Below are 25568 nucleotides of genomic sequence, written 5' to 3'. Positions count from 1 at the left end.
TCTTAATCATAAGTTGGACAGCTGATCGAAGATCTGTTCTACTTCGACGGCACTCTGTTTTTGTTTCGCTTCATTATAAATTCTTGAGATTTGAGAATCGTTAAAATGCACCTTGATATCGGCAAATAATTCTTTCATTTTCTCTTTATCTGTTTGTTGATTTGCTTCCAGTAAATGGGTATTTAGAAAAGAGCAAATTGTCCTTACTTTAGCTTCAGTATCAGTTTTTAGAATTCCTAGTGTTCTTTTTCCTTGAATATGCGTATCAGGGCTAATTTCAGTAACTACATAATCTGGTAATAAAGAGCGATAAAAATCTTGTTTCTCCTTGCGAATCGCTACTAAACCTTCTAATTTAGATAAAGAGATTTTTCCTTGTTGTACTTTTTCAATCAGCTCTGGTTTTTTTAAATAGTTCGCGTGCTCCATACATGTAGCTTGGTATTTATCATATAAACTAGATATAAATGCTCCTTTATATTTGGGCTGATTCTCTTTTGCAAATATCTTTTGCCGAAGTGGAATTAAATTTATTTTACTCCAAGCTGTAGCTTCTTTTTTTTCTTCAGAATTAGCCAGACGAAGCGCGACATCTAAGTCTCCTTGAATGTTTTCTAACTCCATACTGATTTTAGAAAAAGCATGATAACAGTTCATGTATTTGTGAAATCGTTCCGGATCCGCACCATGAGCACTAAGATATTCAGTAGTTAATTGTTGCTTTTTTGCTTTCCAAGGTACTTGTTCTGCTATTTCAGGGGCTCGTATTTGATATTGCTTTATTTCATTTTTTATCGAACTTATTTGCTTATTTTTTTCTTGTTTTGCCTCCAGAAGTTTTTCTCTTTCTGCGGAATCAAGATCTGGATTTCCCAATTTTGTATTAATCTTTTCTAATTCCTCATCTAATCCTTTTAATTTCAGAGGTAATCCTAATAGTTGCAATTCACTTGTTTTATAATTTTCAAAGTAATTGTTTTCATTACTAATAAACTTCGCATTATCTTTTGCTAATCTATCTAAATTGTCTAAAGCTACATCTAGGTCTAAAAGCAGTGACTTATATCTTTTATATAAATCTAATACATGTGACATAAAAAAATCCTATATGCTATTTAAATTAAATTATAGATGATTATTGTCGGACCAAGGCCCGACCTACGCTTGCTAAATTCTACCTTCCGTACCGCTTCGAGTTAGCACATAGCAAGCGTAGGTAGGATCATTTGCATTTCGTCATAGCACTGCAGCAATACGTAGTATTATGCTTTATGCCCCGAAGCTCCTCAAAAATTTTCCCACTTCCTACGTACCGCGCTTTATGCGCGGTATCCAGAATGATGCTTTGATGTATTATTGAATTCTATTTCAAAAGTAAAAAACTACCAGATATCGCGCATAAAGCGCGGTACTTACTGATGTTTATTTCCAGTGAATAGCACCTCTGCTGTTTTGCGACCTATGTGTTCTATAATTAAACCAAGTGATTTTTTTGGAAATCAAATATGTTTAAAAGATTAGATACGCCCCAAAAGTGTATTGATGCGTTAAGAAGGGGAGATTACTCATCTGTCTTAAATTTAGGAAAGTTAGTATATGCCAGGTATAAACCACTAAATGATAATAAAGTGTTAGGTGCTGACGATGTCACTCCTTTAATGGCAAGTTTAATTGCAGAAACGAACATTACTTTGGATGACATAGTAAAGATTCAGCACGGAATTTTATCTGCACAAGCGGGTTCGCAACAGCAATATTATTTGACTCAACTGATGTCTGCCGCCACAACGCTTTTAAGCCATGAGGCATATTTAATGAAGCAAGAAGATAATCAAGACAAATCTCCCCAAGAAATTCGCCAAATGGTAAGGGATGAAGTTGCTGAAGCAATTAAAGGGTGTGAAGATCCAAAAAAAGAGGGAGCCAAGAAAGTAGTAAACACAACTATAATAGAAATGGATAAAGAAATGGTAATTGTGGTTGAGAAAAAAAAGGCATTCCAGCTGGTATTTGCTTATGCTGCGAATCATTTAATAAAAAAAAATGTGGAACCAATGCGTGAAACGGGAAAACTACTTAGTGATTACCTCGATAGTATAGAGGCCGAGATAGAAGCTTTAGATAAGGAGAGGGATGAATTAAAAGTTAAAATAAAAGACCTAGAAAATGATTTGAAACAGCTTATTGACCAACTTCCTAAAGAAAAAGATTTCTCTGCTCGAAAAGAGGAATTAGAAAAAAATATTCATTTAAATCAAGACCGCTTAGACAATATAAAACGATTACCGGACGGATTAAGAAGGAATGCCTACGTTCGTAAACTTGCGACAGAAAATCAACTTTCGTTTTTGATCGCTAACCCAGAAAAGCGTGAAGAAATTTCATTAAATGAGGCTTTATCAGGGGTACCTATCGAAGAGTCTTTACAAAGCCTACACCAACAAATTAAATCCTATATAGACTTTTTAGAAAACAACCGTCCTAGTAAATACTCAATATTGTTAAACGCTTATAATGCTCGTAAAAGTGCTGCTAAAAATATGCTTATTGCGGTTACAACTTCTAATCTAAGGACACCTGAAGAGACGCTAGTCTATTTAGAAAATAATACTAAAGTTATTGAAAATAACCGCCCTGGTTTACTCGAGTTAGGATTTATTGCATGGGTGAAAAATTTCTTTAAAGAGTACAAAGCGGCGATGGTAGAAACAACCGATGCGGCCTTAACCTCCACTCAAAATGAGCTACAAACCCTTAGAGAAAATTTTGTTGAACGCAAAAATGCATTTAAGGCAATTAAGGATGGGGCTGAGAAAGATGTGGCTAATGATCCAACAAACCAATCCTTGCTTAGTTAGTGTGATTAACGGAACAAAAAGCCATAAAAGCAGCTGAATGTTCTACACATCGTTGAAAGAAACTTGCATGATTAAACAAATTTTTTTATTTAATCACCGAATTGTCGGGCCAAGGGCTCGACCTACGCTGGCTAGACCCCGCGGACAAGCCCCGGGGCGTAGGTGAGATAAAAAACCTTGCATGTTTAAACAAATTTTATTATTTAATCACCAAATTGTCGGGCCAAGGGCTCGACCTACGCTGGCTAGACCCCGCGGACAAGCCGCGGGGCGTAGGTGAGATAAAAAAAACCTTGCATGTTTAAACAAATTTTTTTATTTAATCACCAAATTGTCGGGCCAAAGGCCCGACCTACGTTTGGGAGCTCCAATATTATTGTCCCTGCAAAATATTTGCTATCTTTGTTGCAACCAAATATGCTGTGGCCATAGGAGTACCATCCATGGGAACAGGGGCAATGGATGCGTCTGCAACAAGAAGCTGTTGCACTCCATATACATGCCCTGTACCGTCAACAACACCCCCTTGATTTAAGGGTGCCATACGGCAATGGCTTTGGAACACCATGTTACTCCCCACTTCTTGCTTTATAAAATCAGTTAATTGCGACACATCGTCTAACACCGATGGGTCAGGGAAAATCATCTGATAACTCGGATCAATAACGTGTAATTGGGCATTGATATTCTTAATGTAATTTTGAAATGCATTGATATAAAGCGTTAGATCAGATTGGTTTTTAAATTCACCCAAGTCCATATTGGGTTCTACAAAAGGATTACTGCTTTTAATCATAATAAAACCAGTACTCGCTGGTTGTACTAAATCTAATAAAACAACAGTGATGCCTGGAATCGGATTAATTGAAGCCCATCGCACAGCACGTACTCCAGGATTCGCTCCACTTGGATCCGGCAAAAATGCAATTTGCGAAAATAAACCATTTGGCGCATTCACCTGGGTACCAATATATTTAATAAATTGTTGACCAATAGAGGTATTTGCTAAAGCAGAAATAATATTGCCTGCAATCTGAAGCACGAGCGATGAAGGAGTATCATTGGGATTAGAAGTATAAATCAGTATGACATGGGGTTGATCAGCTAATCCCTGGCCTACATTAGGGTTATTGTAAACCACAGGAATATTGAGTGCCTGTAATAGAGCTGCAGGCCCCACTCCAGAGCGCATTAAAAACGCACTGCTCTTAATCCCGGCACTTACAATAACTCCTTTTGCAGCATAAAGTTTTTTGGGGGTACCGTTTTGGAAATAATTCACTCCTACTGCCTTATTACCACTCCAAATCACATTATCTGCAGTAGCATTAAATAGCACGCGCAATTTACGTCCATAAACTCCATTGCCATTCTGATCCATTACATTATTGTTTAAAAAAGTAATCGCACTACTTGCACGAAAAGTACCATCGGCCCCCATTTGCGTGTATTGCAATTGAGAAGAAGCTCCTATAGGGGTATTGGGATCATTATAATCCGGAACAAAACCCACATGAGTAGCATTCATAATTGCTTGTGAAAATTTAAGGGACACTTGCGTAGGAACTGTTTCTTGCCTGACCGGGAGCGGCCCGTTAAATCCGCGGGCAGCAGGATTCGTCGTTAACCCCATATAACGTTCTAATTCAACATAAGTATTCTGAATACTCGCCACAGACCAGTTTGGTCCTGCTAGCCCTTCCCATTGGGAATAAACTTGATTGGTGCCACGAACCCACGCCCCTGCATTGATCGATGATGCGCCACCTAGCGGTAATGCATAAACCCAATTTAACATCCGCTTATTATCGAATTGTTGGGGAAGCGTTTCAGTGAGTGCATAAAGTGGAGGACCAATTAATCCTAATAATACCGTGATCATAGAGTTTTTTGAGAGATTTAAAAGGGGGTCTTGATTTAGATTAGGTCCGTTATGCAAGGCAACTACTGAAGTGTTAAAGTCATCACTGAGTTTTTTAGCTAAAACTGCACCCGCGGTACCTGCACCAATAATAATGTAGTCAGGAACTTGAATCTGAATCATTGCAGGAGCCGTGTTGCTAACCGAAAACATACAAAATCCATTGCTTAACTGCGTACACCCTGCACCTATTGAATAATAAGGAGAGTTAATCTTAATTCCAGCAAAGGGATAGGTATGATTTGGCACCGTAGTCAGTAAACTTAAATTGGCAGTGGGAACATTATAATCTTGGCAACTTACAGGTCCTTTTGCATTGAGACATAAGGTAACATTGACATCAACAGGAGCTCCATTGCCTATAATTGTAAAAAAACGTCCGGGAGCTGCAGAAACAACTTGATGGATGAAAACGAGAAAAACAATACTCCATATCTTTTTTATCATGAGTCTTTTAATCATGTAGAGTCCTAATTGAATAAATGAATTATCTAGTTATCGCCCATACAAGTGCATCAGCATAGGGCATCACCAGTAGTTAAGTGATTGAGGGGTATTGAATCGCTGCTGACTCGGGCATAGAAAGACCTACATTACCCTTAGTTCCTGCAGAATAAACAAAACTAAAAAGGTGCCCATAATTATTCCTTATCGATCTCATCCCTTATATCCTGCAACTTGAATACGCTATTATAAATTGATTCGAACGTCAATCAGTTCAAATGCTGGCTCATAGCATCATACTTTGAAGTAAAGCGTTTCAAATTTATCGAGCCTATGCTTTTTCCAATCTCTTAAATTATCAGCAATCCCAAGCAGTTTACAAAGATGCAGAATAATTGTATTGTCCGCAGGGATTCTTACGATACTTGAATCGAATTATCCTGTCCGCCCTGGGAAAGTTGACTATAGAGGGTATATCTTCATTTACATTCAAGAGGTTTAATATGAAATTGTTTCGTATGGTGTTGCTTGGCTTGTTATTTTCCACTGCTCTAATCACTCAAGCGTCGACTGTTCCGACAGAGGATTATGATTTCCAGCAAGAGCGAATGAAGCTCACCCCTGATTCGGTGATGGTTATTTCAACTTTCGATAGTGAGGATCACGTCACTGCCTACACTTATGCCGGGGTGCGTTTATGGAATGTTCCCTTCCATGCCAAAATATTATCATGGCAAATTGCAGGTGATTTTGTTTTTATTTTTTCTAAAGACCGTAAAGGGACAAAAACTTACATTACCTGCCTTAACAGACATACCGGAGCCCCCATTTGGCAAAAACCTTGAGTTTTTCATCTAAATGGAAATACAGTCCGTTTGCTTGCAAACGGGCTACCTTGCTGATTTCACCATTACTTAACTTCCCTTAAAGTCCGCTTCGGGATTTTTTTCGGCATCTGCATGCACAATCTAAAATGATGAAACGATCTCGTAAATTATTTTTTTATAGGTTTGATAAGCCCAAATTAAATTATTGGTGGCAAAATCAGAAATGGGCGGACGATAATTACAGCAACTGGGAATACGCCACAAAAAGGCATAACTTAAAGTGAATAGAAATATACCTATATAAAAAAGGGAGTATATTCTATAGGAATGAAATCTATGGCTTGATTGGATCTCCTCATTTTTCCTGGGCATTAACGCCCCTCCCACTAATGATAAAATAAATAAGGAGACAAGATTAAAGCGAATAAAGCGCCCCCAATCAATAGCAATACAACATAATGCAAGAGTGCCTATTAATGCAACCAAACACAAAAAAAGAGATATTTTATTTTTAAAAATAAATTTTAATTGCTGCATAACAGGTAAAAATGCAATAGATGAAAACAATAGAATGAAGCCATAAATTTTAAAATAAGAATTGGATTGAATTTGAATAAGCACTCGCTCCATAGCAATTTTCATTGGTGCGCCTAACCACCCTATAGAACCATTAATTGGTACTGGGTATCGAGTGAGCAGAGAGTTATAAATCGCGGTGACTTGTATATCATTTCCTTTAAACACAATACACAAAACAAAACTAATGATAGATAAACTGAGCAGACTTAAATTTAGGAGAACTCGTTTCCTGTCAAGCTTCACTTTTGTCAAATACACCACAACAAGGTAGGGCAAAAAAACAGCAAAAACTTCATGAGTTAAAATGAGCAAGGGATAACACAGCAAAGTAAAATAATAAATTTTTTCAAATGTCTTTTCTTGATACCTCACAGCAGACCAACCAATAAAAGCCAGTACACAATAATAAATACAGTCTTTAAAATAGCCACCTATACTTTCAAAATGATCAACGCTATTAATGGGAAAAGCAAATATAAATGGAGAAAAAATAAGCAAGATATAAGGAGATAAAAAGGGTTGCCTTTTTAATAAAAGAAATGAAAACAACAAAAAGAGAGCATTAAAAAAAATGAGACATATGAATACGTAAAAACCGAGGCTAACAGACGAATATACCGACAGTTGATAAAGAACTTCTCCTAAAAGTCCCCTTCGAATAAATCCTCCTTGGTAATTGATAAGCCAATCACCCATATGCCATCTACTATGGGTTAAAAATGCTTGCCAGCTTCCTAGTGCTGTTAATATAAAAATAAGAATAAGATACGGTCTTAGTATATATTGAATCCATCTATCAATCTGCATTCCCTGATCCAAGGCCTGACCCATGTCTAGTGAAAAATTTCTTGAGGCCAATTCATATGATCTGACATCCAATAATGATTGCTGAAAAGATCATAAACCCCAGCAATAACCTGGCCATAACCCAACATACCACTGCCCAATTTCATTACTTCATCTACAGTTGTAGCTGTTGGTTGCCAATAAATATATACCAAGGCGCCTGCGCCGCCATTTCCAAGCAATTTTTTAAACCATGGTGTAGCGTATTGAAAAGTAGTTGCTGGAGAGTCCGTAGAATTGATTGAGTTTGTTACGCCAATTACTTTAGGAATTAAACCACCCATTGATTGCTTTAAAAACGCCAAATCTAAAGGGGGCACTGGCCTCACTTCAGTATAGTTTTTATTAGCCAGGCGATCACTCAATCCATTATAAAATTGCCCTAAATTTTGCATCGTCATATCTATTCCTTCAGATAAAAGAACATCCTATATTAAGACTAATACAAATATTTGTTTAGCACCACTTTGATCACTATCCGAGCGCTATGAACAATCTCAATTCCCAAGCAAACCACCCGCCTGCCTTATTAAAAATTCTAGAATCGGCAATTTAAATTAATGATCAATTTAAAGAATTTTATATCGCTTAGATTTTTTAAGGAATTTCTTTAGCTATAATTTTTAAAAGAAGGAAAAAAATAGATAAAAATTAAAATACTCTCCTGCTGATAAAAATATCCCTGAATATTATATCAACAAGGAAATTACACAATGCATATTACTTCTAGGAAAAAAAATGGAATTAGATAAAATAAAAAATAACAAACTCTATTTATTAATCAGTGCCTTAGTATGTGTTCTTTTATTTTTTTTACTCATAAGATCACTTTTTCTTCAAAGCCCCTATTTATCAATTAACATGGATTTCTATTTATTAATCAAAAAATTACAAAATGATTATTTATATTGGATGAGCATTTTTTTCTCGTTATTCGGCGATAGATATATCGTTATTCCAACTTTTGTCATTACAAGTGTTATGCTTTTTGGAAAAAAGGAACAGTGGCTTGCTTTACATTTAATCGGTGTCGTTTTAATTGCAGCTTTTCTAGCGCACGTCCTAAAAAATGCTATAGCATATCCCAGACCCGAAATATCAACGAGCGCGCTACCAAGTTATGCTTTTCCAAGTAGGCATGTAACTTTATGCTCCGCATATGTTACTTTTCTGTCTGCCCTCATTATTCCACAAATATCGTCCCGTTGGCTTGGTATAATCATTGCATGGCTTATAGTTATAATCGAATCAATGGCTCGCATAGTCCTGCAAGTTCATTGGCTAACCGATGTAATAGGTGGTGCGCTGCTCGGTGCTGCTTGCGGTTTCCTCGGGGCATATTCCTTTTTCTTAAAACCGAAAACGTCTATTGATATTAAATCAACTTTAACGACTTTATTAATCGTATTTTTAGTTATTAGCGTACTTTATTCTATGGTCATCTATTTAGTAGAGCTAAAACTATTTTGAATTGATGGTTACGCAACATAGTCGGAACCAATAGATTTTAATTGAACCCTGCACTATTTACTGTAGTTACTTAATTATACCTTAATACAGGCACGATATTCTTTGACAGACCAATCCTAATCTGGCGCACCTAATATTTATTCGCAGGAGTATGTCATGCAAAACAATTTAGAAATTAATATCAGTTATTCTGCCTGGAAAGAAAAATATGTTAAATATCTCGAAAAAAACAATTCAGGACGACATGGCTTTCAAAATAATTTCTATGCAAATTTACTCATTGAAAATTTTGAGAAAACGTTTCCCGGCCACTTATCCATTAAAGTAAATGAACAATTTACAGCCTTAGTTAATAAATATTCTTATGAGCTAAGAGCAGCTTATGGCTTTGAATGGGACAAGTCAAAAGTCGAAGCCGCAAATCATCCTAAGTTTTTGGAATTTATGGATGAACTTAAACAAAATGGATTTTTATTTAAACCCGAAATAAAGAAATTTGCACCTCTTCTTGCCCAAACAAGCAGAACGTCACGTGATAGTTTTTTTGGAAAATTGCCTGAAGATTGTCTCAATATGCTCGCTAGTTTTCTTGAACCGCACCTTTCTTTAATCGATGCATCTACGAAAATGAAAGAGGAATTGCAAAAAGCACATGCTTTTTATAACAAGATTCAGCTTTTCTCATTTGAAGAAAATAATGTAGCCTTTTCGCAAAGTACTGGTACGCACATCGCCTTAACGACTTATGAGCCTTTTAAAATATGGTTTGCTGAACTTCCTCTGAGACAAAACATTCCGCTGAACACCAAGTACGGAATGTATAAAGTCAATGATACGACTTTGGCTATCAATAGTGGCCCAAACACTCCTGGAATCCAAATCCAGAAAAGAGGCGACACATTTATCGTCTGTAATAACTTAAGTGCAGATAATGCATATAACAACATGATGCCCGACGAATCAAAGCAAGCAAGAAAAAATAACCTCATAATCGTATTGGCTGAGCTGAAACAAAGCTTACAATCAGAGCATAAAAAGACACAAGAGGCGGTACTTGAACCACAAAACGAAGAAAAGTGTTCCATACAATAAGTGCATCTAAAACTCGCTCATTTGCGACGCAAAAATTTATATTTGTGGTATCCCAACATAAATTATTGCGTCCAAATCTCTCCCAGAATCCATGCTGGTTCGTGCTTCTTATGAAACCGTACAAGAAAGCCGCATGGAACTTGTTGCAAAAAAAATGGCTGACATACAAAAAGAAACCAATGCAAAAGAGTCTGAACATCAGGTTGATAAGAGACTACGGACGAATGAATATGGTTCAATTATTATATTGAGTATTCTCTTTATATCAGTTTGTATCATTGGTCAGAACCAACCTACTCTTGCGTAATGGCATGTTCAACATCCGATATAGTTTAAATAGACTATAATTTTAGTAGGTATTATCCTTCCAGGAATTTTAATGTTTTATCGATTACTTTTAAATTACTTTCGTGTCAAACTACTCCATTTTATATTCATGCGGCTTGTGGTGCGCCTTAGCTCAAAGAAATTAGGAAAAACAAAGAATCTGATCAGTTTTTTGGAACTATTCATCAGTTATTATATAAATAAAAAAATGCGCAAATAATTATCTTGATTTAATAAAAACGCAAGTCAAACTGCCCCAATTACATTCTTAAATCAGATTATTCACTAGAACAATCTACTTTACTTAACACTTATTCGGGATAGCAATAGATATCACTTCCGCCAGTGATACCTGCATGGTATACAACTGCATTCACACCAACAATATTTGTTTTCTCAGTTAGGCATCGATAACCAGAATAAGTATAATAAAACTCACTTCCAGGTACTACGATGCTGCCCTGATCAACAGTATAAATATGTTTTTCAGCATTTACTGTAATGGGTACGCTTTTCCATGTGTGCGTTTTTGTTACGATGACGCTATCAGCCAGGGCTACTGTGCTCAATACAGTAAGTAAAGAAGATATCACTAATTTTTTCATTTTGTATCCCTCCAACATTTGCTCCTTTCTGCTTCTATCTAAAGATTAGCCCAATTGATAGTATTCGCAAATAATAGCAAGGATGCCACGATTTTACTCTGTTCGAACAGTCTTTCCGAGTCTCTATGAAAAAACAAGCGTCATTTGCTGTTTACAACTGTTTCTTAATCACACGTTAAGGATCTTGGGAAAAATCAGAGTACAGGTTGGGTCCCCAAGGGGTGCATTCAGTGAATTGTTTAGAAGATTCAGCTGATTACAACCAGCATTTCCACTTATATCTCCCTTTTTTATGCATATTTATTGCTCTGCAGATTGTAAGTCACCCATTTCTTTGAAGTACCCGAGTTTTCTGCCTATAATTTGAATAAATATTATTCAAGTTGATGCCTATGAAAGCATTTAAAAGGCTAATTAAACAAAAAACTCCATCAAAAAGTGATTCCAGTAAAACAACAATCATTAATCCTGAAGAAAAACCCGTTCAGAGTAAGCCCTTGTTTTCTCCAAATCAAATCCCCAGCGATTTTTTTTCCCATCCCCAAATGAGCGATTTGGCTCAGGTTGGAAAATCAAAAGCACTGGGATATTTGCCATTAGAGCAGATTCGTAATTCTGGCTTTGAGTTATTTCAAGTGACTCTGTTATTGAAAAAAGCTGGGCTAAAATTCTTTATTATTCCTAACCCGCTTCCCGAAGAGATGTATGCTTATAATGCAAGCAAAAAAAAATACATACATATAGTAGATAGTGCAGAATACAAAGTAATTCCCAAAGGTGGCTTTTTAAGTATTCGTTCAGGAGCCCTTGTAGCATATGATGAAAAAGCAGTAAATGATTTGTTAGAAGAAAATGAACACCTTATCAATAAAGAAAATAGTAACGAATCCAATCCTGAGGATCATTGGCCGCTTGAAGCAGGGGATTTTGTTAATATGCTCTTTAGAAAAATGGCTGAATCAGTAGAAATGGATGGTTTGGTGAGTAAAATTTTCAAAGAAATGCCAAACCAATCTGAATTGGATTTAAGTATGAAATAGAAAACAATCCAGCTCCCTCGGAGTTGAAAAGCCAATCGCATTAGACCAAGGGGTTTCCAGCATAATTTCGGTGAATGCAGTAGGAATATCCTTTAGAGATCAGGGCTATAAGTTCGGCCATTTGAGAATAAGTGTATGATTTCTCATTTTTTAGCTCTCTTCGTACCAGATCTACATTTGCTGCACACTATGCAATTTCATTCGTTAAATGAAATCATGGGAGGAATCATGATTTATTAAAGGTATGTCATTATTAAATAGCATAATTGTTCTTGATAAACTCCTTCTTTCCAACAAAATTCTGGCTATGGTCTAATATTATTATTGTTCCCAAACTTTAAGGAGAAAGAAAATGAACAAAAAAGGATCTATTTTATGTACAACTCTGCTTTTAAGCAGCGCTATGGCTTTTGCTGATACGGGCATGCAACCTAATGGCGCAAATACCAACTCTAATGGTCAAAACTCGACCACGTCCACTCCATCTAGTGACACAAGTACCCCTTCCTCCACTGACACAAGTACGCCTTCCTCTACTGACACAAGTACGCCTTCCTCTACTGACACAAGTACGCCTTCCTCTACTGACACAAGTACGCCTTCCTCTACTGACACAAGTACGCCTTCCTCTACTGACACAAGTACGCCTTCCTCTACTGACACAAGTACGCCTTCCTCTACTGACACAAGTACGCCTTCAAGCAATGGGCAAGGAACTTCCAACACAAATATTAACCAAAGCACCAGCAACGTGGATGCTACAAACGTGGATGTAAATGCCAATGTAACAGAAGTCAATAACAAAGTGAGTATTACTGGAGTAACAACTGCTCCTACTTTTACTAATGTAGAGTTGCGTAACAACGTGTACTACTTATCAGATACCGTAACTCCTGTAAACGGTTTTTATTTCTTAAGTATTGACTCCACAGAACGTGTTTGCAGTCTCAGTAAAATCACAAAAGTAAAAGTTCTCTCAACACCAAAAACTGTCACTGTCATGATAAGAGAGAAGGAACATACCTTATACTGCTATGAAAGAAGCTATTTTAATTTCTAATAGGCTTGGAATAACAGCGAACCCTATAAATTTTATTAAAATTATAGGGTTCGCTGTTATTTTATACGCTTTAAAATTGTGTGGTCAAAATGCTCCCACTTACATGCTGACATATTCGTTCAATTCCAGGAGATCGTAAATTTTTATCCAAAGGAAACTTATAGTTTTTAATTAAGCTAATCATAGATATTTCAAATACCACTCCGTCAGATAGTTTTGTATTTAAAACTTCTCCACCAAATAAGGTCATACGCCTCCCATCAAAACGGTTATTAAAATATTTCCTCCAAAACCCTTCTGATCCAGGTTGTATCATCATTTGAATGCCTTTATTCTTTTTAAGTGCATACTCGATTGCTCTTGATGCAAGCTCCCCCCCCAATCCAAAACCTCTCATATTTTTATTAACGTAGAGCTGGGTTATTTCTATTAATTTTTTATTTTCCAAGGTAATAGAAGAACTTAATTGAACATACCCCTGTATTACCCCTGTTAATCTTTCTTTGGCTGATATCTGAATATTTTCGTTTTGTATCGTAAGTTCAAATTTATATTTGGTCATAATAAACACAATAAGTTACATTTTAAATTCAATTAATTAAATAAAAACTGATATTTTAGATCAGATTTGACCATATTTTTACTTTGTGCATCAGTGGATAGCAAGCCTTGAGTTGGTTTCACTCCTTATTGGGTCAAAATGACCTGAGGTATCGTCAGTTTTTTGAAGAGAAACCTCCACTAATTTTTTCGTATACATACCGCGCTTAATTTTTTTCGCCTACGTACCGCACTATATTTTTCGCCTACGTACCGCGCTTTATGCGCGGTATCCAGGGGATCTTGCTATAGAAATGCTCAGCGGCATTTTTAAATTCGTTCTGGATACCGCGCATAAAGCGCGGTACGTAGAGAAATTTAAGCAGTACATAGAGAAATTTAAACAGTACATAGAGAAATTTAGAATGAAAAACTGACGATAACTCGTCTCGAGCCCTACGTTTGCGGGGCGGAACGTCAGGATAGTACTGGATCGGTCTTTCGGTTGTGGAGAACTTTCAGTTGCATGCCACCATGCTACATAAACAAGAGCTAAAAGTTCTGTGCTTAATTTTTCAAAGTTTTAGGATCTTTAAGCATTTTTTGAATCTCGCCTATATGCATTTCTTCTTCTTGAATCATTTTTCTAGCAAATTCTTCGGCTAACACCGATTTTTTTTCTGAAAGCTGTAATAATTGATAATACAAACTCAAACCTTGTTTTTCATGCTCAAGAGACTCTTCTAAAATATTACTGATATTATGTTCATGGGTCTCTAATAATTTACCAATCTTAAGTGTAGGGTGATAGGAAAAATGGGTGATCAGTTCACCGATTGAATGAGCATGATTTAAGCTCTCTTGCGCCTGATCACGCATCCATTTACAGATAGGGATGCGATTAAAGCCAAAGACCATAAAAGAGTAGTGGGTATAACGCACCACACCTGCCATCTCAAGCTCTAATAATGCATTTAGAATTTTAATAATTGCATCATCAATTGATTCGGATTCAGATCTTCCATGTGTCATATTTTCACTACCTTTCATTTTACGTGTATAACAGTATAGAATAATTCCACCGAAAATCTCAAAGTATTATTAGTTAGTCGATACAGATTGTTGGTGAACTTCCAACCCCAAGGTCTGCCTTTTACTCTAAAACCCTGTGATTAGCGAGTTTAGCTTAAATTATTGGAACTACTTTGCTCATTTTCTTCTTCCTCTTCTGCTGCTTGATCTTCGTGATCCATCATCAACATCAACATGTTTAAAATTAAGGGTACGGCTCCTTCTTCATTATTTTCCGGCACTGGCATCAAACAAAATATTAAGATAGATGGATTTATCAGATTAGGACCACTCTCCACGTTGGGATTATGGTTTTCATGATGTGCAGGTAAAAAAATAGGTTGGAAAAAGAAAGAGTGAGGGTTTTGTGCAGATTGTCCAAATGTGTTTTGCATCAAATGTTCTGCCCATTCATCTGTTAATTCTTGTTTCATGGAACTATTAAACTGTTCAGGAGGTAGTTCATTAGGATCAAAAGCAAAAAATTCTTTAATTTGTTCCGTTGTGAGTGGCTTGGTTGTTAACTTATCTCCCTCAAAGAGAACGTCATTACTTGAAAGGCTCATTAAAGTTTTAATGTGAATAGGCCAATATTCCGTTGCCTTCGTAGTGGGGTCGCCCGGCAGTCTCTCTAACCCTGAAGATACTCCTTTAATACAGAATTTATTCTCCCCAATTTTAACTAAATAAACATGTGTATCTTCGTTCAGTAGTGTGTCTTCCAGCATGATTGGATCAAAATAGGTTGGCATAATCTTATTCCTTTAGTAATTATTTAATCTAAAATGTAATCTACTGGATCATAATGATTTATTCAATACTTTTTAATCACAATAAAATCAAAAAGTATTAATTGTAATTAACATAGATATAATTCGTTGCAATTGTATAAGATTAAACTGTCATACATCGCGAGAACAGAATCCTTATATTTCCAGATCCCACGGCTTGTCCGTGGGATCTAGAACGATTGCATAAAACTGCGGACAAGTCGGCGTGTTGCAAATCGATACATCGAGCCGTGGCGAAGCGAAACCCGGGCTACGGCTTCGCCTGCACCCAGGCTACATTAAAGGCTGTTATCCCTGCATAGGCATAACTGTAATTGTGGGTTGACCTGTCCGCTTGTACCAATCTATTGTCCCTTGGTTTTCTTAGGTTCCATCATGGCCAAGTCTGTTTTTTGCTCTAAATGTTCTTTATGTTTTAAATCTTCAATGACAATATTTGCACCATAATAGTTTAAATGATCGCCATTAAAATAATAAGGCAGCGCCTCACCACGAGCAGTACATTTCTCGTCTTTACAAAATAAAGGCCTGGGGTCATAAATTTTTACTTGCGGGAATTCTGCCAATAATTGGTTCACAACATTGTCGTAACTAGTGTTCCGCTGTTCAAAACTGGCCCTATCCATGGAGCACTCTTTATTAATACCCCCTTTATGAGGCAGCTGAAGCGGTCTTGATTTAAAACAGGTTTTTATATTGAAATTTAAGCTAGGTATATCCTTTATAAAAACAATATCCTTGTTTCCCTTAAGCGCTTTAGTAAAAAAATAGCGCCCATTTTCTAGAAAACTCTTAGTTCTTTCCGGATCTAAAGCTTTTGCCATACGCCAGTGTGATCCTTGTTTCTCAAAACCCCCAGTCATTAAATAAGCCCAATAACCACCTAAAACGACTGTTTTAATGGATTTATTCGTTTCCAAAAATGATAGAATTTCATCGTATTTTTTCCTGCACTCGTCTTTTAAAAAATAATTACTGGAAAAAGGCAGGCAGGAGCTTGATACAACCATCAAAACCGATTGCGACGGAAATTGCTTCCATAATGCGTTCTGATAATGCCAAATATGAGAATCGCCAAGAAACATAATATCTGGTTCTTGATTTTTTGATAAATAACAAACCCCATCACCTGCAAATTTAAAATTCTTAAACTCAGGAATTTTCAATGCACATCCAAAAGCTGGCTCTATCGGAAGGAGGGGAAGATTAATGATCGCGTTTAAGCTGTTTAAATCGTTTAGATTTTTAATCCTAAAGTCGAGGCCGTTATTTTTTTCTATGTAGAAACCGAAACTCGCCATAATGGACATGAAACTTACAAGAAAAACTACTTTAGTCCTATCCTGCCCAAACCCATGCCGTATTGGTCTTTCGATTAATTTATAAGTGAGCCAGGCTAAAACAATAGAGAGTCCAACGGCCACCCATTGAAAAATTTTATGATGAAAACCTCCTTCCATAATTTTTACAAAGGAGAGCAAAGGCCAATGCCATAAATAAAGTGGATAACTGATTAAACCAAACCACACTAAAATACGATTAGAAAGAATGACACGATTTGTCCATGAGTTTTTGCCTGACACGAGAAGTAAAGCCCCTAGCACAGGAATTAGAGCCCAGGCCCCAGGAAAAACCGTAGCTTTTGAAAAGGTAAAAAAGGAGCAGATAATGATGAGAAGCCCAGAAAAAGAAAGGATATTTTTTAATAGCACCCCATTAGACTCTCTTCGATTTCGATAAATAATTTTGGTCAGTGCGGCATCTATTTTTTTTCGTACCTCACTCAATAGATTAATATTATAAACAGTAATATAGGCTAATACGCTTCCGCATAATAACTCCCAAAAACGGGTTTGCGGTGAATAAAATGCGGCTGTGGCATCTACGCTAACTCTTTTTACGTTGAGGAGGAACGATATGAGGACTACCAATACGGTTATAGAGAATAGATTTAATTTTTTTCTCCATGCGAACCAAATGAGAAAGGGCCAGATAATATAAAACTGCTCCTCTATACCTAAACTCCATAAGTGCAACAATGGTTTGGTTTCCGCTGCATTATCAAAATACCCGGTCTCAAACCAAAGTATGAAATTAGATATGAAACCAGCTCCCCCCATAACGTGCTTGCCCAGTTGTTTGTACTCCTGAGGAAATAAGGCGAACCATCCTAATATTAAGCAAAAGAGCAGTACGAACACCAATGCCGGAAATATGCGCTTGATTCTTTTTTTGTAAAAATCTACGAAACTGAAACTATTTTTTTCAAGGCCTTCCAAAATAATAGTGGAAATCAAAAAACCGGAAATTACAAAAAAAATGTCTACGCCAACAAATCCTCCTTTCATCAATTTAGGAAAAGCATGAAAGACTACCACTGATAAAACAGCAATAGCTCTTAAGCCATCAATGTCTGCACGATATTTGAAATGTTGGTGCCCAAGCGAATGAGAACTTCGTTCCACTTTATTGCTTCCTTATAATGTATTGAGTTTCTGCTTACTCTAAACTGCAGCCGCAGTATGGTAAGTTGGGGCCTTTAAGACTTAGGGAACGTCACGTTCGTTATCTTTTGTTTCTACGTCCCGCGGCTTGTCCCTGAACGATCGTCAGTTTTTTAAATTTATCATGTACCACTTAAGTTTCTCTACGTACCGCTTAAATTTCTCTACGTACTGCTTTCCTACGTACCGCGCTTTATGCGCGGTATCCAGAACGATATTTTAAGATGCCGCTGAGCATTTCTATAGCAAGATCCCCTGGATACCGCGCATAAAGCGCGGTACGTAGACGAAGAAATTAAGCGCGGTAGAGGTAGGCGAAAAATTTAGTGGAGGTTTCTCAAAACTGACGATACCTCAGGTAAACAGACCCTGAACGATCGTCAGTTTTTTAAATTTATCATGTACCACTTAAGTTTCTCTACGTACTGATTTAAATTTCTCTACGTACCGCGCTTTATGCCTGAGAGTTGGTCACTTATTGTGACCAACTCTCAGGGCTTGTCCGCGGGACGTAGTAAGTAAAATATTTCTTGAATAAAGATCTCTAATCAAAAAAGTTGACAATACTTCAGGCATTGAATGCAACCTATTATCCTTTACCTTTCTTAGGCTCTATCATGGCCAAGTCGGTTTTTTCATCTAAATGTTCTTTATGTTTTAAATCCTCAATGACAATATTCGCACCATAATAGTTTAAATGATCGCCATTAAAGTAATAAGGCAGCACCTCTCCGCGCGCTATACATTTCTCGTCTTTACAAAATAAAGGCCTGGGGTCATAAATTTTTACTTGCGGAAATTCTGCTAACAATTGGTTTACAACATTGTCATAACCATTAGCCCTCTGTTCATAACTGGCCCTATCCATGGAGCACTCTTTATTAAAAGTCACTTTATGAGGCAGTTGGAGTGGTCTTGTTTTAAAGCAGGTATTTATATTGAAATTTAAATCAGGTATATCCTTTATAAAAACAATCTCCTTATTTCCCTTAAAGGCTTTGCTCAGAAAATAGCGCCCATTCTCCAGAAAACTCTTCGTACCTTCCGGATCTAAAGCTTTTGCGGTACGCCAGTTGGTTCCTTGTGTCTCAAACCCCCCTGTCATTAAATAAGCCCAATAACCTCCTAAAACGACTGTTTTAATCGATTTATTCGTCTCCAAAAATGCAAGTATTTCATCGTATTTTTTTCTACACTCGCCTTTTAAAAAGTGATTACTGGAAAAGGGAAGGCAGGAAGTTGATACCAGCATCAAAACCGATTGCGAAGGGAATTGCTTCCATAATGCGTTTTGATAATGCCAAGTATGAGAATCACCAAGAAACATAATATCTGGTTCTTGATTTTTTGATAAAACACAAACACCATCCCCAGCAAATTTAAAATCCTTGAACTCAGGAATTATCTTTTCGCAAGGAGTGGTATTTTCTAGCGGAAGCAAGGGAAGAGCAACAATATCGTGTACGCTATTCAAATTGTTCAGATTTTTAATTCTAAAGTCGAGGCCGTTATATTTTTGCAGGAATAAACCGAAACTCGCCATAATGGACATTAACCCTACAAGAAAAGCTACTTTAGTCCTGTCCCGCCCAATTCCATGTCGTATGGGTTTTTCGATTAATTTATAAGTAAGCCAAGCCAAAACAATTGAAATTCCAACCACGATTAATCGAATAGTTCTACCAGGAAGATCTTCTTCCATAATTCTTACAAAAGAAAGTAAAGGCCAATGCCATAAATAGAGTGGATAACTAATTAAACCAAACCATACCATAATACGATTGGAAAGAATGGCGCGATTTATCCATGAATTGTTCCCTGCCAAGAGAAATATGGCCCCCAGTACAGGAAGTAATGCCCAAGCGCCAGGAAAGGTTGTATTTTTTGAAAAAGTATAAAGGCAGTATGCAATGATCATAATTCCGAAGAAAGAAAGCGTATTTTTTAATATCTCCCCGTTAGACGCTCTACCTTTTTGGTAAATAATTTTGGCGAGTACTGCATCTATTCTTTTTCCTATCTTATTGAAAAAATTAATATTATAAAAAGTAATATAAGCTAATAAGCTTCCGCATAATAACTCCCAAAAACGGGTTTGCGGTGAATAAAAGGCAGCGGTAGCATCTAAGCTAACTCTTTTTACGTTGATGAGGAACGATATAAGGACTACCAGTACCGTTACAGAGAATAGATTTAATCGTTTTTTCCATACGAACCAAATGAGGAAGGGCCAGATAATGTAAAACTGTTCCTCTATACCTAAACTCCATAAATGCAACAATGGTTTGGTTTCCGCTGCATTATCAAAATACCCGGTCTCAAACCAAAGTAAAAAATTAGATATAAAACCAGCTCCCCCCATAATGTGCTTCCCCAGTTGTTTGTACTCCTGAGGAAATAGGGCAAACCATCCTAATATTAAGCAAAAGAGCAGCACAAACACCAATGCAGGAAATATGCGCTTGATTCTTTTTTTGTAAAAATCTACAAAACTAAAACTATTTTTTTCAAGGCCTTCAAAAATAATTGTGGAAATCAAAAAGCCGGAAATTACGAAAAAAATGTCTACGCCAACAAATCCTCCTTTCACCCATTGGGGGAAAGCATGGAAAGCCACTACCGATAAAACAGCAATAGCTCTTAAGCCATCAATGTCTGCACGATACTTGAAATGTTGGTGCACAGGAGGATGAGAACTTCGTTCCACTTTATTGCTTCCTTATAATGTATTTGAGTTTTCTGCTTTCGCTAAACTGCAGCCGCAGAAATTCTACTCCACGCTAATAAAGTGGGCAATAATAGATTTGGGCTTGTCAAAATTTTTATAGAATTAAAAAAAAGAATTTCATCAAAATAAAAAGATATAAGAAATACTTAAAAACAAAACTTATCAACTATAGATTAATTTAATGCTCGAATAGATTTCTCTTCTGAACTAAATAATTCTGGATAGCTTTTGACTCAATCAGGTAAGAACGAATAGGAATATCCAGTGGGGTTTGTTGGATGACTTGCAAAAAGGCATACAACGACATGTCAATCACACGGCACTCATCTTGTTGACTCTGGACTATGAAATACTCCACTGCCTGCAAATCATCAACGCCTTTCTGATAAATTTGCTGTCTGCTGTGCCGGGAAACGCCTTGAAAATGGCCTTGCTTTCGTAGTTGGCGACGAATTAGAGATAACACGAGTTTGCCCATGCCTTTGGGAAAAAAATGTCTGAATGCCCTGTCAATCTGCTCTTTATTTTCTGGATCAATCCAGCGAGAATATAAAATAATGAAGTAGAGATGCTCTTCTAATAATCGTCTGATGGGCAAATCTTCAACGGGATCTTCAATGTTCAGCCTATATTTTTCCTGACAATGCTTAATAATAAATTCGGAATCAGCAACCACAACACCATCATCATCGATCACAGGAAATTTACCTTTGGGACCTTGACGGGGATTGAAAACCTGGACGACCTCAAAGGGAATCTTTGCCCAGATTAAAAAATAAAATACCTTACTGCAAAATGGCGATAAACTGGGCATACCCCAAACACCAGGATACTGGTATAGCTTAATCATAATTACCTCTGCGAGTCAGTTTGAGGATTAATCTCGGATTCGATAAAACCCAGGGAGACTTGATTTGGTGCAAAAGCTGAATAAATGTTTTCCCAACAGACGGATCATTGGACGCCCGCCGCAATAATTTTTGCATCCCCCATTGAAAAGCATTACTCTTGTCACGAACCATGTCCTGATTAGAGGCCAATAACCAAGGTATCCAACTGCAGCGGTGTAGCTGTTTTTGCTTCACCCAATTAACTCTCCCACGCTTCTTTAACAGCTCCACTTGCTTAAGAATAACGGTTAAGCCTTGTCCATATACTGGATTTTGATATCCAATACAGTCTCCAACAGCCCATAAGTTCAAGGGCCAACGCTGACGCTCAATAATTAAACGCTTATTATTCAAATTAGCGTAAGGAATCCAGGACTTGCCCAGACAATGGATATGGCCCAGTTGGTTTTCTTCAAATAAGCAGCTTACTGCTGCTTGTTTTTGCTCATCAGTTTTGATTGTCCCTGTAGTATCAATCAACGTTAAAATCAGTGCATTTCCTTCTATTGGCGACAAAACCAAACCAATAGGTTGTCTTTTAGGGCAGGCTTGAATATAAACCTGTTTGGCCTTTAAATCGGTTAACCAATCATTTTGCTCCAACCGAGTAGAAAAATATCGATATTGATTGTTCACGTGTAAACTTTCCAGCCCTAATTGCTTTTGCAAATCAGACGCCCTACCCCGCGCATCAATAACGTGTCCTGTTATAGCCAGAGATTCTCTTTCTTTAAAGTGCAGTTGTTTTATCTTTCTTTCCGCAATCAGCCATTGCCCTACTGTAGCGGTTAAGGTTCTGATGTTTTTCCGTTGTTGACATTGAGACCATAAAACCTGGTTTAAGTAGTGCCGACTAAATAGGTGGGTTCTCACTTCGCAATCATTAGGTGCAAGTATGCCATATGGGGTTTTCCACCAGGTATCTTTGCCCCAATCAACAACCGGGAGTGACCTAATGGTTAATTGCCGCCAAACATCTGGCAATAAGGAGCTCAATAATCGCTGCCCTTCTGCTAACAGTACGTGCAAATGATGGCTTTGGGGGGCCCCTTGACTGAGACCCAGTTCATCAGGCCAATATCGGTCGATGAGTAAAATCTCTTCATAGTACGGCGATAAAGCCAGTGCTGAGAATAATCCACTCGCACCTGCACCAAGGATGGTTAGCGATGATTTCATATCACGCCTTGCATGTCTTCATGTAAAGTTTGCAGTTGTTTAAGTCCCTGCGCATAATCTTGGGCCGAGAATGTTTTTAAAGATTCCTCACCTATTTTTTTATACAGATCCGCTCTTTCTTGTCGCAGAAACTCAACAATGCGTTCTTCGCTTCCATTCTTCCCATGCATTTTTCTTAATTGAATTTCATTGCTGATACACCCTTCTTCTGTTTCTCTATCCAGGGTAGTTAATGTGTTACAGATATGTCCACTGCGTTGAGCACAGTAAAAAATTTCTCGCATGGCGGCCATTTCTTGCCATTCAATGCGGTCACTGCACGCCAAATCCATCATTCCCGCAATAACCATACCCATGTTATGCGGAGCGTGCCACAGATACTCTCGTTTGCAGATTAATAAAGGGTCGCTGTTGAGAAGGGTACTAAAACGCATATTGAGGAAGTACTGCTGCAAGTCAAACTCAATGAGTGCAATAAGTCTTGGTTGAAGGGTCATTTTATGTATAGACTGGTGTAACCATCCGTACAATTGACAAGCCAGATTTAGTGCTTGTTGCTGATGAACAGATAGAGAAGCTACTTGATGACCACCCTGGATTGCCGCAATAAAGCTTGTTACCCATTGCATGCTCTTGAATGAAGGATGATCGGTGAAATCATCTGTCAAAGTAATGAGCGAGCCCAGCATCCACTTTGCCAGTTGACAGTGTTCATAAAAAAGAGTGCTGACACTGGATAAAGTAGTCTTTGCATAACCAAAAGACAAAAACTGAGTAAATAAACGTTCATCACGTCCCATATCCAGTCTTAGGTACTCACTTAACCAACGGTTTAGCGTGGCTGGCAATTCAACCATATATGGCTCCTTGGATGTAGCGTAATTTCAGCATTCATTATTGGTTTGATACTGCTTGGTGTTGATAATCGAAAACGCCGACACATTGCAGATAAAATCAGCATGCTTTCAGTCATAGCCAACTGATGTCCGGTGCAAATACGCTTTCCTAAACCAAAGGGCATGAACGCTTTATTGGCAAATGGAGAGCCATTCAGATGCCGCCTGATATCAAATGACATTGGATTTGACCAGTATTTTTTATGTCTTTGCATACCATAGACATTGATGATCACCAAATCATTAGAACGGAAATTCAGATTGTACAAACTCACATCAACCGTTGGTTGACGAACGAGCATATATGCCGGGGGATAGAGACGAAGTGTTTCACAATAAAGTGCTTGAGTCCAAGACCATTGCCTCATTAATTGCACGGACAACTGCGCCTTGTCGGAGCTTTCTTCTAATATAGCCTGCTGCCATTCTGGATTATTAGCCAGATAATGCAGCGCGGTGGTAATAGAACTCGCTGTCGTTTCAAAACCAGCAAATAAAAACGTACTTAAGTGATCGATGCATTCCCTCCTAGGCCAGTGTAGTTGAAGTTGATGCAATGGTGAACTGCTACGGACGCTGGCTGTTTGTAATAGGAAGTCTAATTTTATCCTCAACTCAGAAGCCTTCTTATGAATCAATCGATGCGGGGGCAATGGCAAAAATAAAGGCAACCGCAGCAATTGCCGCATGCGTTGGCCACAGTATTGATTTAATACCAACATATCATTAATGATTGGTGTTACATCTCCCACACCTTCAATACCCATTAAGGCTAATATGTTGCCCATGGTCAACTTCATAATGATTGGGTGAATATCAATGAGCCCCTTATTAAATTCTTGCAATACGTTATCGATATTAGTGGTTATCAAAGGCAATGAGTCATTCAATCCTTGAATAGAGAACTGTGGCTTAATTGCAGGCACTCTATGTTTCCAATCATTATCATCTAACTGGACCAACCCTTGGCGGCCCGTAATAGGGATAAGCTGTTTAAACACAAAAGAAGACTTGGCAAAACAGCTATGTTTCACTAGAGCATCCGCCAAATCAGGTTGACGAAGTACCCATAAGCGCTGATGCAGACACTGAAAAGCAGCGACATCACCATGGGAATGAGCGACTTGGGCCATGAAACGAATAGGAGCCTTGTGGAAATAAGACAGAGACTTTAAAGGTAACCGGTGGAAAAGCATCGGCGTTCTTCCTGAACTGAGATGGTACCGCATGAGATTTTTTAGTATAAAATATTTTGCTTTGAAGTCAATTATGGCGCGAGATGAGAAGCAGATAAGTACATTTAAAAGAGTGAATAAAGCAATAATAATATTAATATCAATTACTTGCCACTTGAGCACTCTGTGTTACAATCGGGCATATATTCGGCTCATTCTATGCCTTTCCAACCACTCAAAAAAATAATTATAAGGAGATTTACCATGCCTAGAAACGATCCTCCTGAAGTCAAAATGCAAAAGACCTTACAGGTACTTGGAGTAGTAAATTTGATTCTATCACCCCTGCTCCTAATTGACTCCCGCCTTGCATTGACCGCAGGTTTGATAGTCAATGGATTGTTAATTTCACAACTCCATGAAATAGGGAAAAAAAGAAGGCCAGGCTCCAATCTGCTCAATCAGGGAAGAACTTATTTCTCAGGCATGTTTTTTGCTCAAAATTCATCGAATGATCATGTTGGTGAAGTGGATAATGCCTTAAGAAATATAATCAATGGCGGAGGTGCAATACATGATGAAATAACTACTGCATTCTCTAACAGGGGCCCAAACGGATAAATATTTATTTTAAATATGTCGAGCAGGAAAGCACGAAAAGCAAAATTTAGCAATGAACCCAACGCTAATATGACTTAACCTGCTCGTTAAAGCCTGGATGCCGG

The 25568-nt window shown here is 37.6% G+C and carries 22 protein-coding genes; 8 read left to right on the top strand and 14 right to left on the bottom strand.

Annotation, left to right across the window (positions count from 1 at the left end; all coding sequences use genetic code 11):
* Window positions 1–6: 6 nt before the first annotated feature.
* On the bottom strand, window positions 7–1095 hold the full coding sequence (locus LXO92_RS04920) for a hypothetical protein (RefSeq protein WP_182351608.1): 1089 nt from the start codon (window positions 1093–1095) through the stop codon (window positions 7–9).
* A gap of 410 nt (window positions 1096–1505) precedes the next feature.
* On the opposite strand from LXO92_RS04920, the gene LXO92_RS04915 reads away from it, so the two are divergent.
* Window positions 1506–2858 carry a hypothetical protein gene (locus LXO92_RS04915; RefSeq protein ID WP_232890481.1) on the top strand — a complete coding sequence of 451 codons (1353 nt, stop codon included), beginning with the start codon at window positions 1506–1508 and terminating at the stop codon, window positions 2856–2858.
* Window positions 2859–3231: 373 nt separating this feature from the next.
* Here the strand turns inward: LXO92_RS04915 and LXO92_RS04910 are convergent, their stop codons facing one another.
* Window positions 3232–5241, bottom strand: a complete 2010-nt coding sequence (locus tag LXO92_RS04910) for a GMC family oxidoreductase (protein ID WP_232890480.1) — start codon at window positions 5239–5241, stop codon at window positions 3232–3234.
* 485 nt (window positions 5242–5726) lie between these two features.
* On the opposite strand from LXO92_RS04910, the gene LXO92_RS04905 reads away from it, so the two are divergent.
* The gene (locus LXO92_RS04905) at window positions 5727–6068 is read left to right on the top strand and encodes a hypothetical protein (RefSeq protein ID WP_182351605.1); all 342 of its coding nucleotides are present in this window, start codon (window positions 5727–5729) and stop codon (window positions 6066–6068) included.
* A gap of 123 nt (window positions 6069–6191) precedes the next feature.
* Here the strand turns inward: LXO92_RS04905 and LXO92_RS04900 are convergent, their stop codons facing one another.
* Window positions 6192–7436 (bottom strand): hypothetical protein, encoded by a 1245-nt coding sequence (locus LXO92_RS04900; RefSeq protein ID WP_182351604.1) that lies wholly within the window; start codon window positions 7434–7436, stop codon window positions 6192–6194.
* Window positions 7437–7462: 26 nt separating this feature from the next.
* Window positions 7463–7876 carry a hypothetical protein gene (locus LXO92_RS04895; RefSeq protein WP_182351603.1) on the bottom strand — a complete coding sequence of 138 codons (414 nt, stop codon included), beginning with the start codon at window positions 7874–7876 and terminating at the stop codon, window positions 7463–7465.
* Window positions 7877–8213: 337 nt separating this feature from the next.
* Between LXO92_RS04895 and LXO92_RS04890 the strand changes: the two genes are divergently transcribed.
* The 3 genes from LXO92_RS04890 to LXO92_RS04880 all read left to right on the top strand — a co-directional run bounded on the left by LXO92_RS04890 (window position 8214) and on the right by LXO92_RS04880 (window position 10344).
* Window positions 8214–8945, top strand: coding sequence for a phosphatase PAP2 family protein (locus tag LXO92_RS04890; RefSeq protein WP_232890479.1), 732 nt, complete (start codon window positions 8214–8216; stop codon window positions 8943–8945).
* A 156-nt stretch (window positions 8946–9101) separates the two neighbouring features.
* Window positions 9102–10037 carry a hypothetical protein gene (locus tag LXO92_RS04885; protein WP_182351601.1) on the top strand — a complete coding sequence of 312 codons (936 nt, stop codon included), beginning with the start codon at window positions 9102–9104 and terminating at the stop codon, window positions 10035–10037.
* Between the two features lie 91 nt (window positions 10038–10128).
* Window positions 10129–10344 carry a hypothetical protein gene (locus LXO92_RS04880; protein WP_232890478.1) on the top strand — a complete coding sequence of 72 codons (216 nt, stop codon included), beginning with the start codon at window positions 10129–10131 and terminating at the stop codon, window positions 10342–10344.
* 331 nt (window positions 10345–10675) lie between these two features.
* Here the strand turns inward: LXO92_RS04880 and LXO92_RS04875 are convergent, their stop codons facing one another.
* The gene (locus tag LXO92_RS04875; protein ID WP_182351599.1) at window positions 10676–10969 is read right to left on the bottom strand and encodes a hypothetical protein; all 294 of its coding nucleotides are present in this window, start codon (window positions 10967–10969) and stop codon (window positions 10676–10678) included.
* Window positions 10970–11361: 392 nt separating this feature from the next.
* Between LXO92_RS04875 and LXO92_RS04870 the strand changes: the two genes are divergently transcribed.
* Both LXO92_RS04870 and LXO92_RS04865 read left to right on the top strand, forming a co-directional pair.
* Window positions 11362–12009, top strand: a complete 648-nt coding sequence (locus tag LXO92_RS04870; RefSeq protein WP_182351598.1) for a hypothetical protein — start codon at window positions 11362–11364, stop codon at window positions 12007–12009.
* 352 nt (window positions 12010–12361) lie between these two features.
* The gene (locus LXO92_RS04865; protein ID WP_233291521.1) at window positions 12362–13069 is read left to right on the top strand and encodes a hypothetical protein; all 708 of its coding nucleotides are present in this window, start codon (window positions 12362–12364) and stop codon (window positions 13067–13069) included.
* 70 nt (window positions 13070–13139) lie between these two features.
* Here LXO92_RS04865 and LXO92_RS04860 read toward each other — a convergent pair whose 3' ends face one another.
* From LXO92_RS04860 to LXO92_RS04820, 9 genes are all read right to left on the bottom strand, one after another.
* Window positions 13140–13631 carry a GNAT family N-acetyltransferase gene (locus tag LXO92_RS04860; protein ID WP_182351596.1) on the bottom strand — a complete coding sequence of 164 codons (492 nt, stop codon included), beginning with the start codon at window positions 13629–13631 and terminating at the stop codon, window positions 13140–13142.
* A gap of 545 nt (window positions 13632–14176) precedes the next feature.
* Complete coding sequence (locus tag LXO92_RS04855) at window positions 14177–14641, bottom strand: ferritin-like domain-containing protein (RefSeq protein WP_182351595.1); 465 nt, start codon at window positions 14639–14641, stop codon at window positions 14177–14179.
* Window positions 14642–14790: 149 nt separating this feature from the next.
* Window positions 14791–15432 (bottom strand): hypothetical protein, encoded by a 642-nt coding sequence (locus LXO92_RS04850; RefSeq protein WP_182351594.1) that lies wholly within the window; start codon window positions 15430–15432, stop codon window positions 14791–14793.
* A 383-nt stretch (window positions 15433–15815) separates the two neighbouring features.
* Window positions 15816–17936 carry an acyltransferase family protein gene (locus tag LXO92_RS17200; protein WP_232890474.1) on the bottom strand — a complete coding sequence of 707 codons (2121 nt, stop codon included), beginning with the start codon at window positions 17934–17936 and terminating at the stop codon, window positions 15816–15818.
* 628 nt (window positions 17937–18564) lie between these two features.
* A complete protein-coding gene (locus tag LXO92_RS17195) occupies window positions 18565–20682 on the bottom strand; it encodes an acyltransferase family protein (RefSeq protein WP_232890473.1) in 2118 nt (705 codons plus the stop codon).
* A gap of 199 nt (window positions 20683–20881) precedes the next feature.
* A complete protein-coding gene (locus tag LXO92_RS04835; RefSeq protein WP_182351591.1) occupies window positions 20882–21553 on the bottom strand; it encodes a Tom37 metaxin N-terminal-like domain-containing protein in 672 nt (223 codons plus the stop codon).
* Entirely contained in the window at window positions 21546–22772 is a 1227-nt protein-coding gene (locus LXO92_RS04830; protein ID WP_182351590.1) for an FAD-dependent monooxygenase family protein, read from the bottom strand. The genes LXO92_RS04835 and LXO92_RS04830 overlap by 8 nt, the downstream gene beginning before the upstream one ends.
* Window positions 22769–23629 carry a hypothetical protein gene (locus LXO92_RS04825; protein WP_182351589.1) on the bottom strand — a complete coding sequence of 287 codons (861 nt, stop codon included), beginning with the start codon at window positions 23627–23629 and terminating at the stop codon, window positions 22769–22771. The genes LXO92_RS04830 and LXO92_RS04825 overlap by 4 nt, the downstream gene beginning before the upstream one ends.
* Window positions 23605–24801, bottom strand: coding sequence for a cytochrome P450 (locus tag LXO92_RS04820; protein ID WP_182351588.1), 1197 nt, complete (start codon window positions 24799–24801; stop codon window positions 23605–23607). Before LXO92_RS04820 ends, LXO92_RS04825 begins: the two co-directional genes overlap by 25 nt.
* 306 nt (window positions 24802–25107) lie before the next feature.
* On the opposite strand from LXO92_RS04820, the gene LXO92_RS04815 reads away from it, so the two are divergent.
* Entirely contained in the window at window positions 25108–25464 is a 357-nt protein-coding gene (locus tag LXO92_RS04815) for a hypothetical protein (RefSeq protein ID WP_182351587.1), read from the top strand.
* Window positions 25465–25568 lie beyond the last annotated feature (104 nt).

Source organism: Legionella resiliens (genome assembly GCF_021344005.1).
In the GTDB taxonomy this organism is placed as follows: domain Bacteria; phylum Pseudomonadota; class Gammaproteobacteria; order Legionellales; family Legionellaceae; genus Legionella; species Legionella resiliens.
Note: the sequence above shows the minus strand (reverse complement) of the source record. Positions and strands in the feature narration are given on the sequence as shown.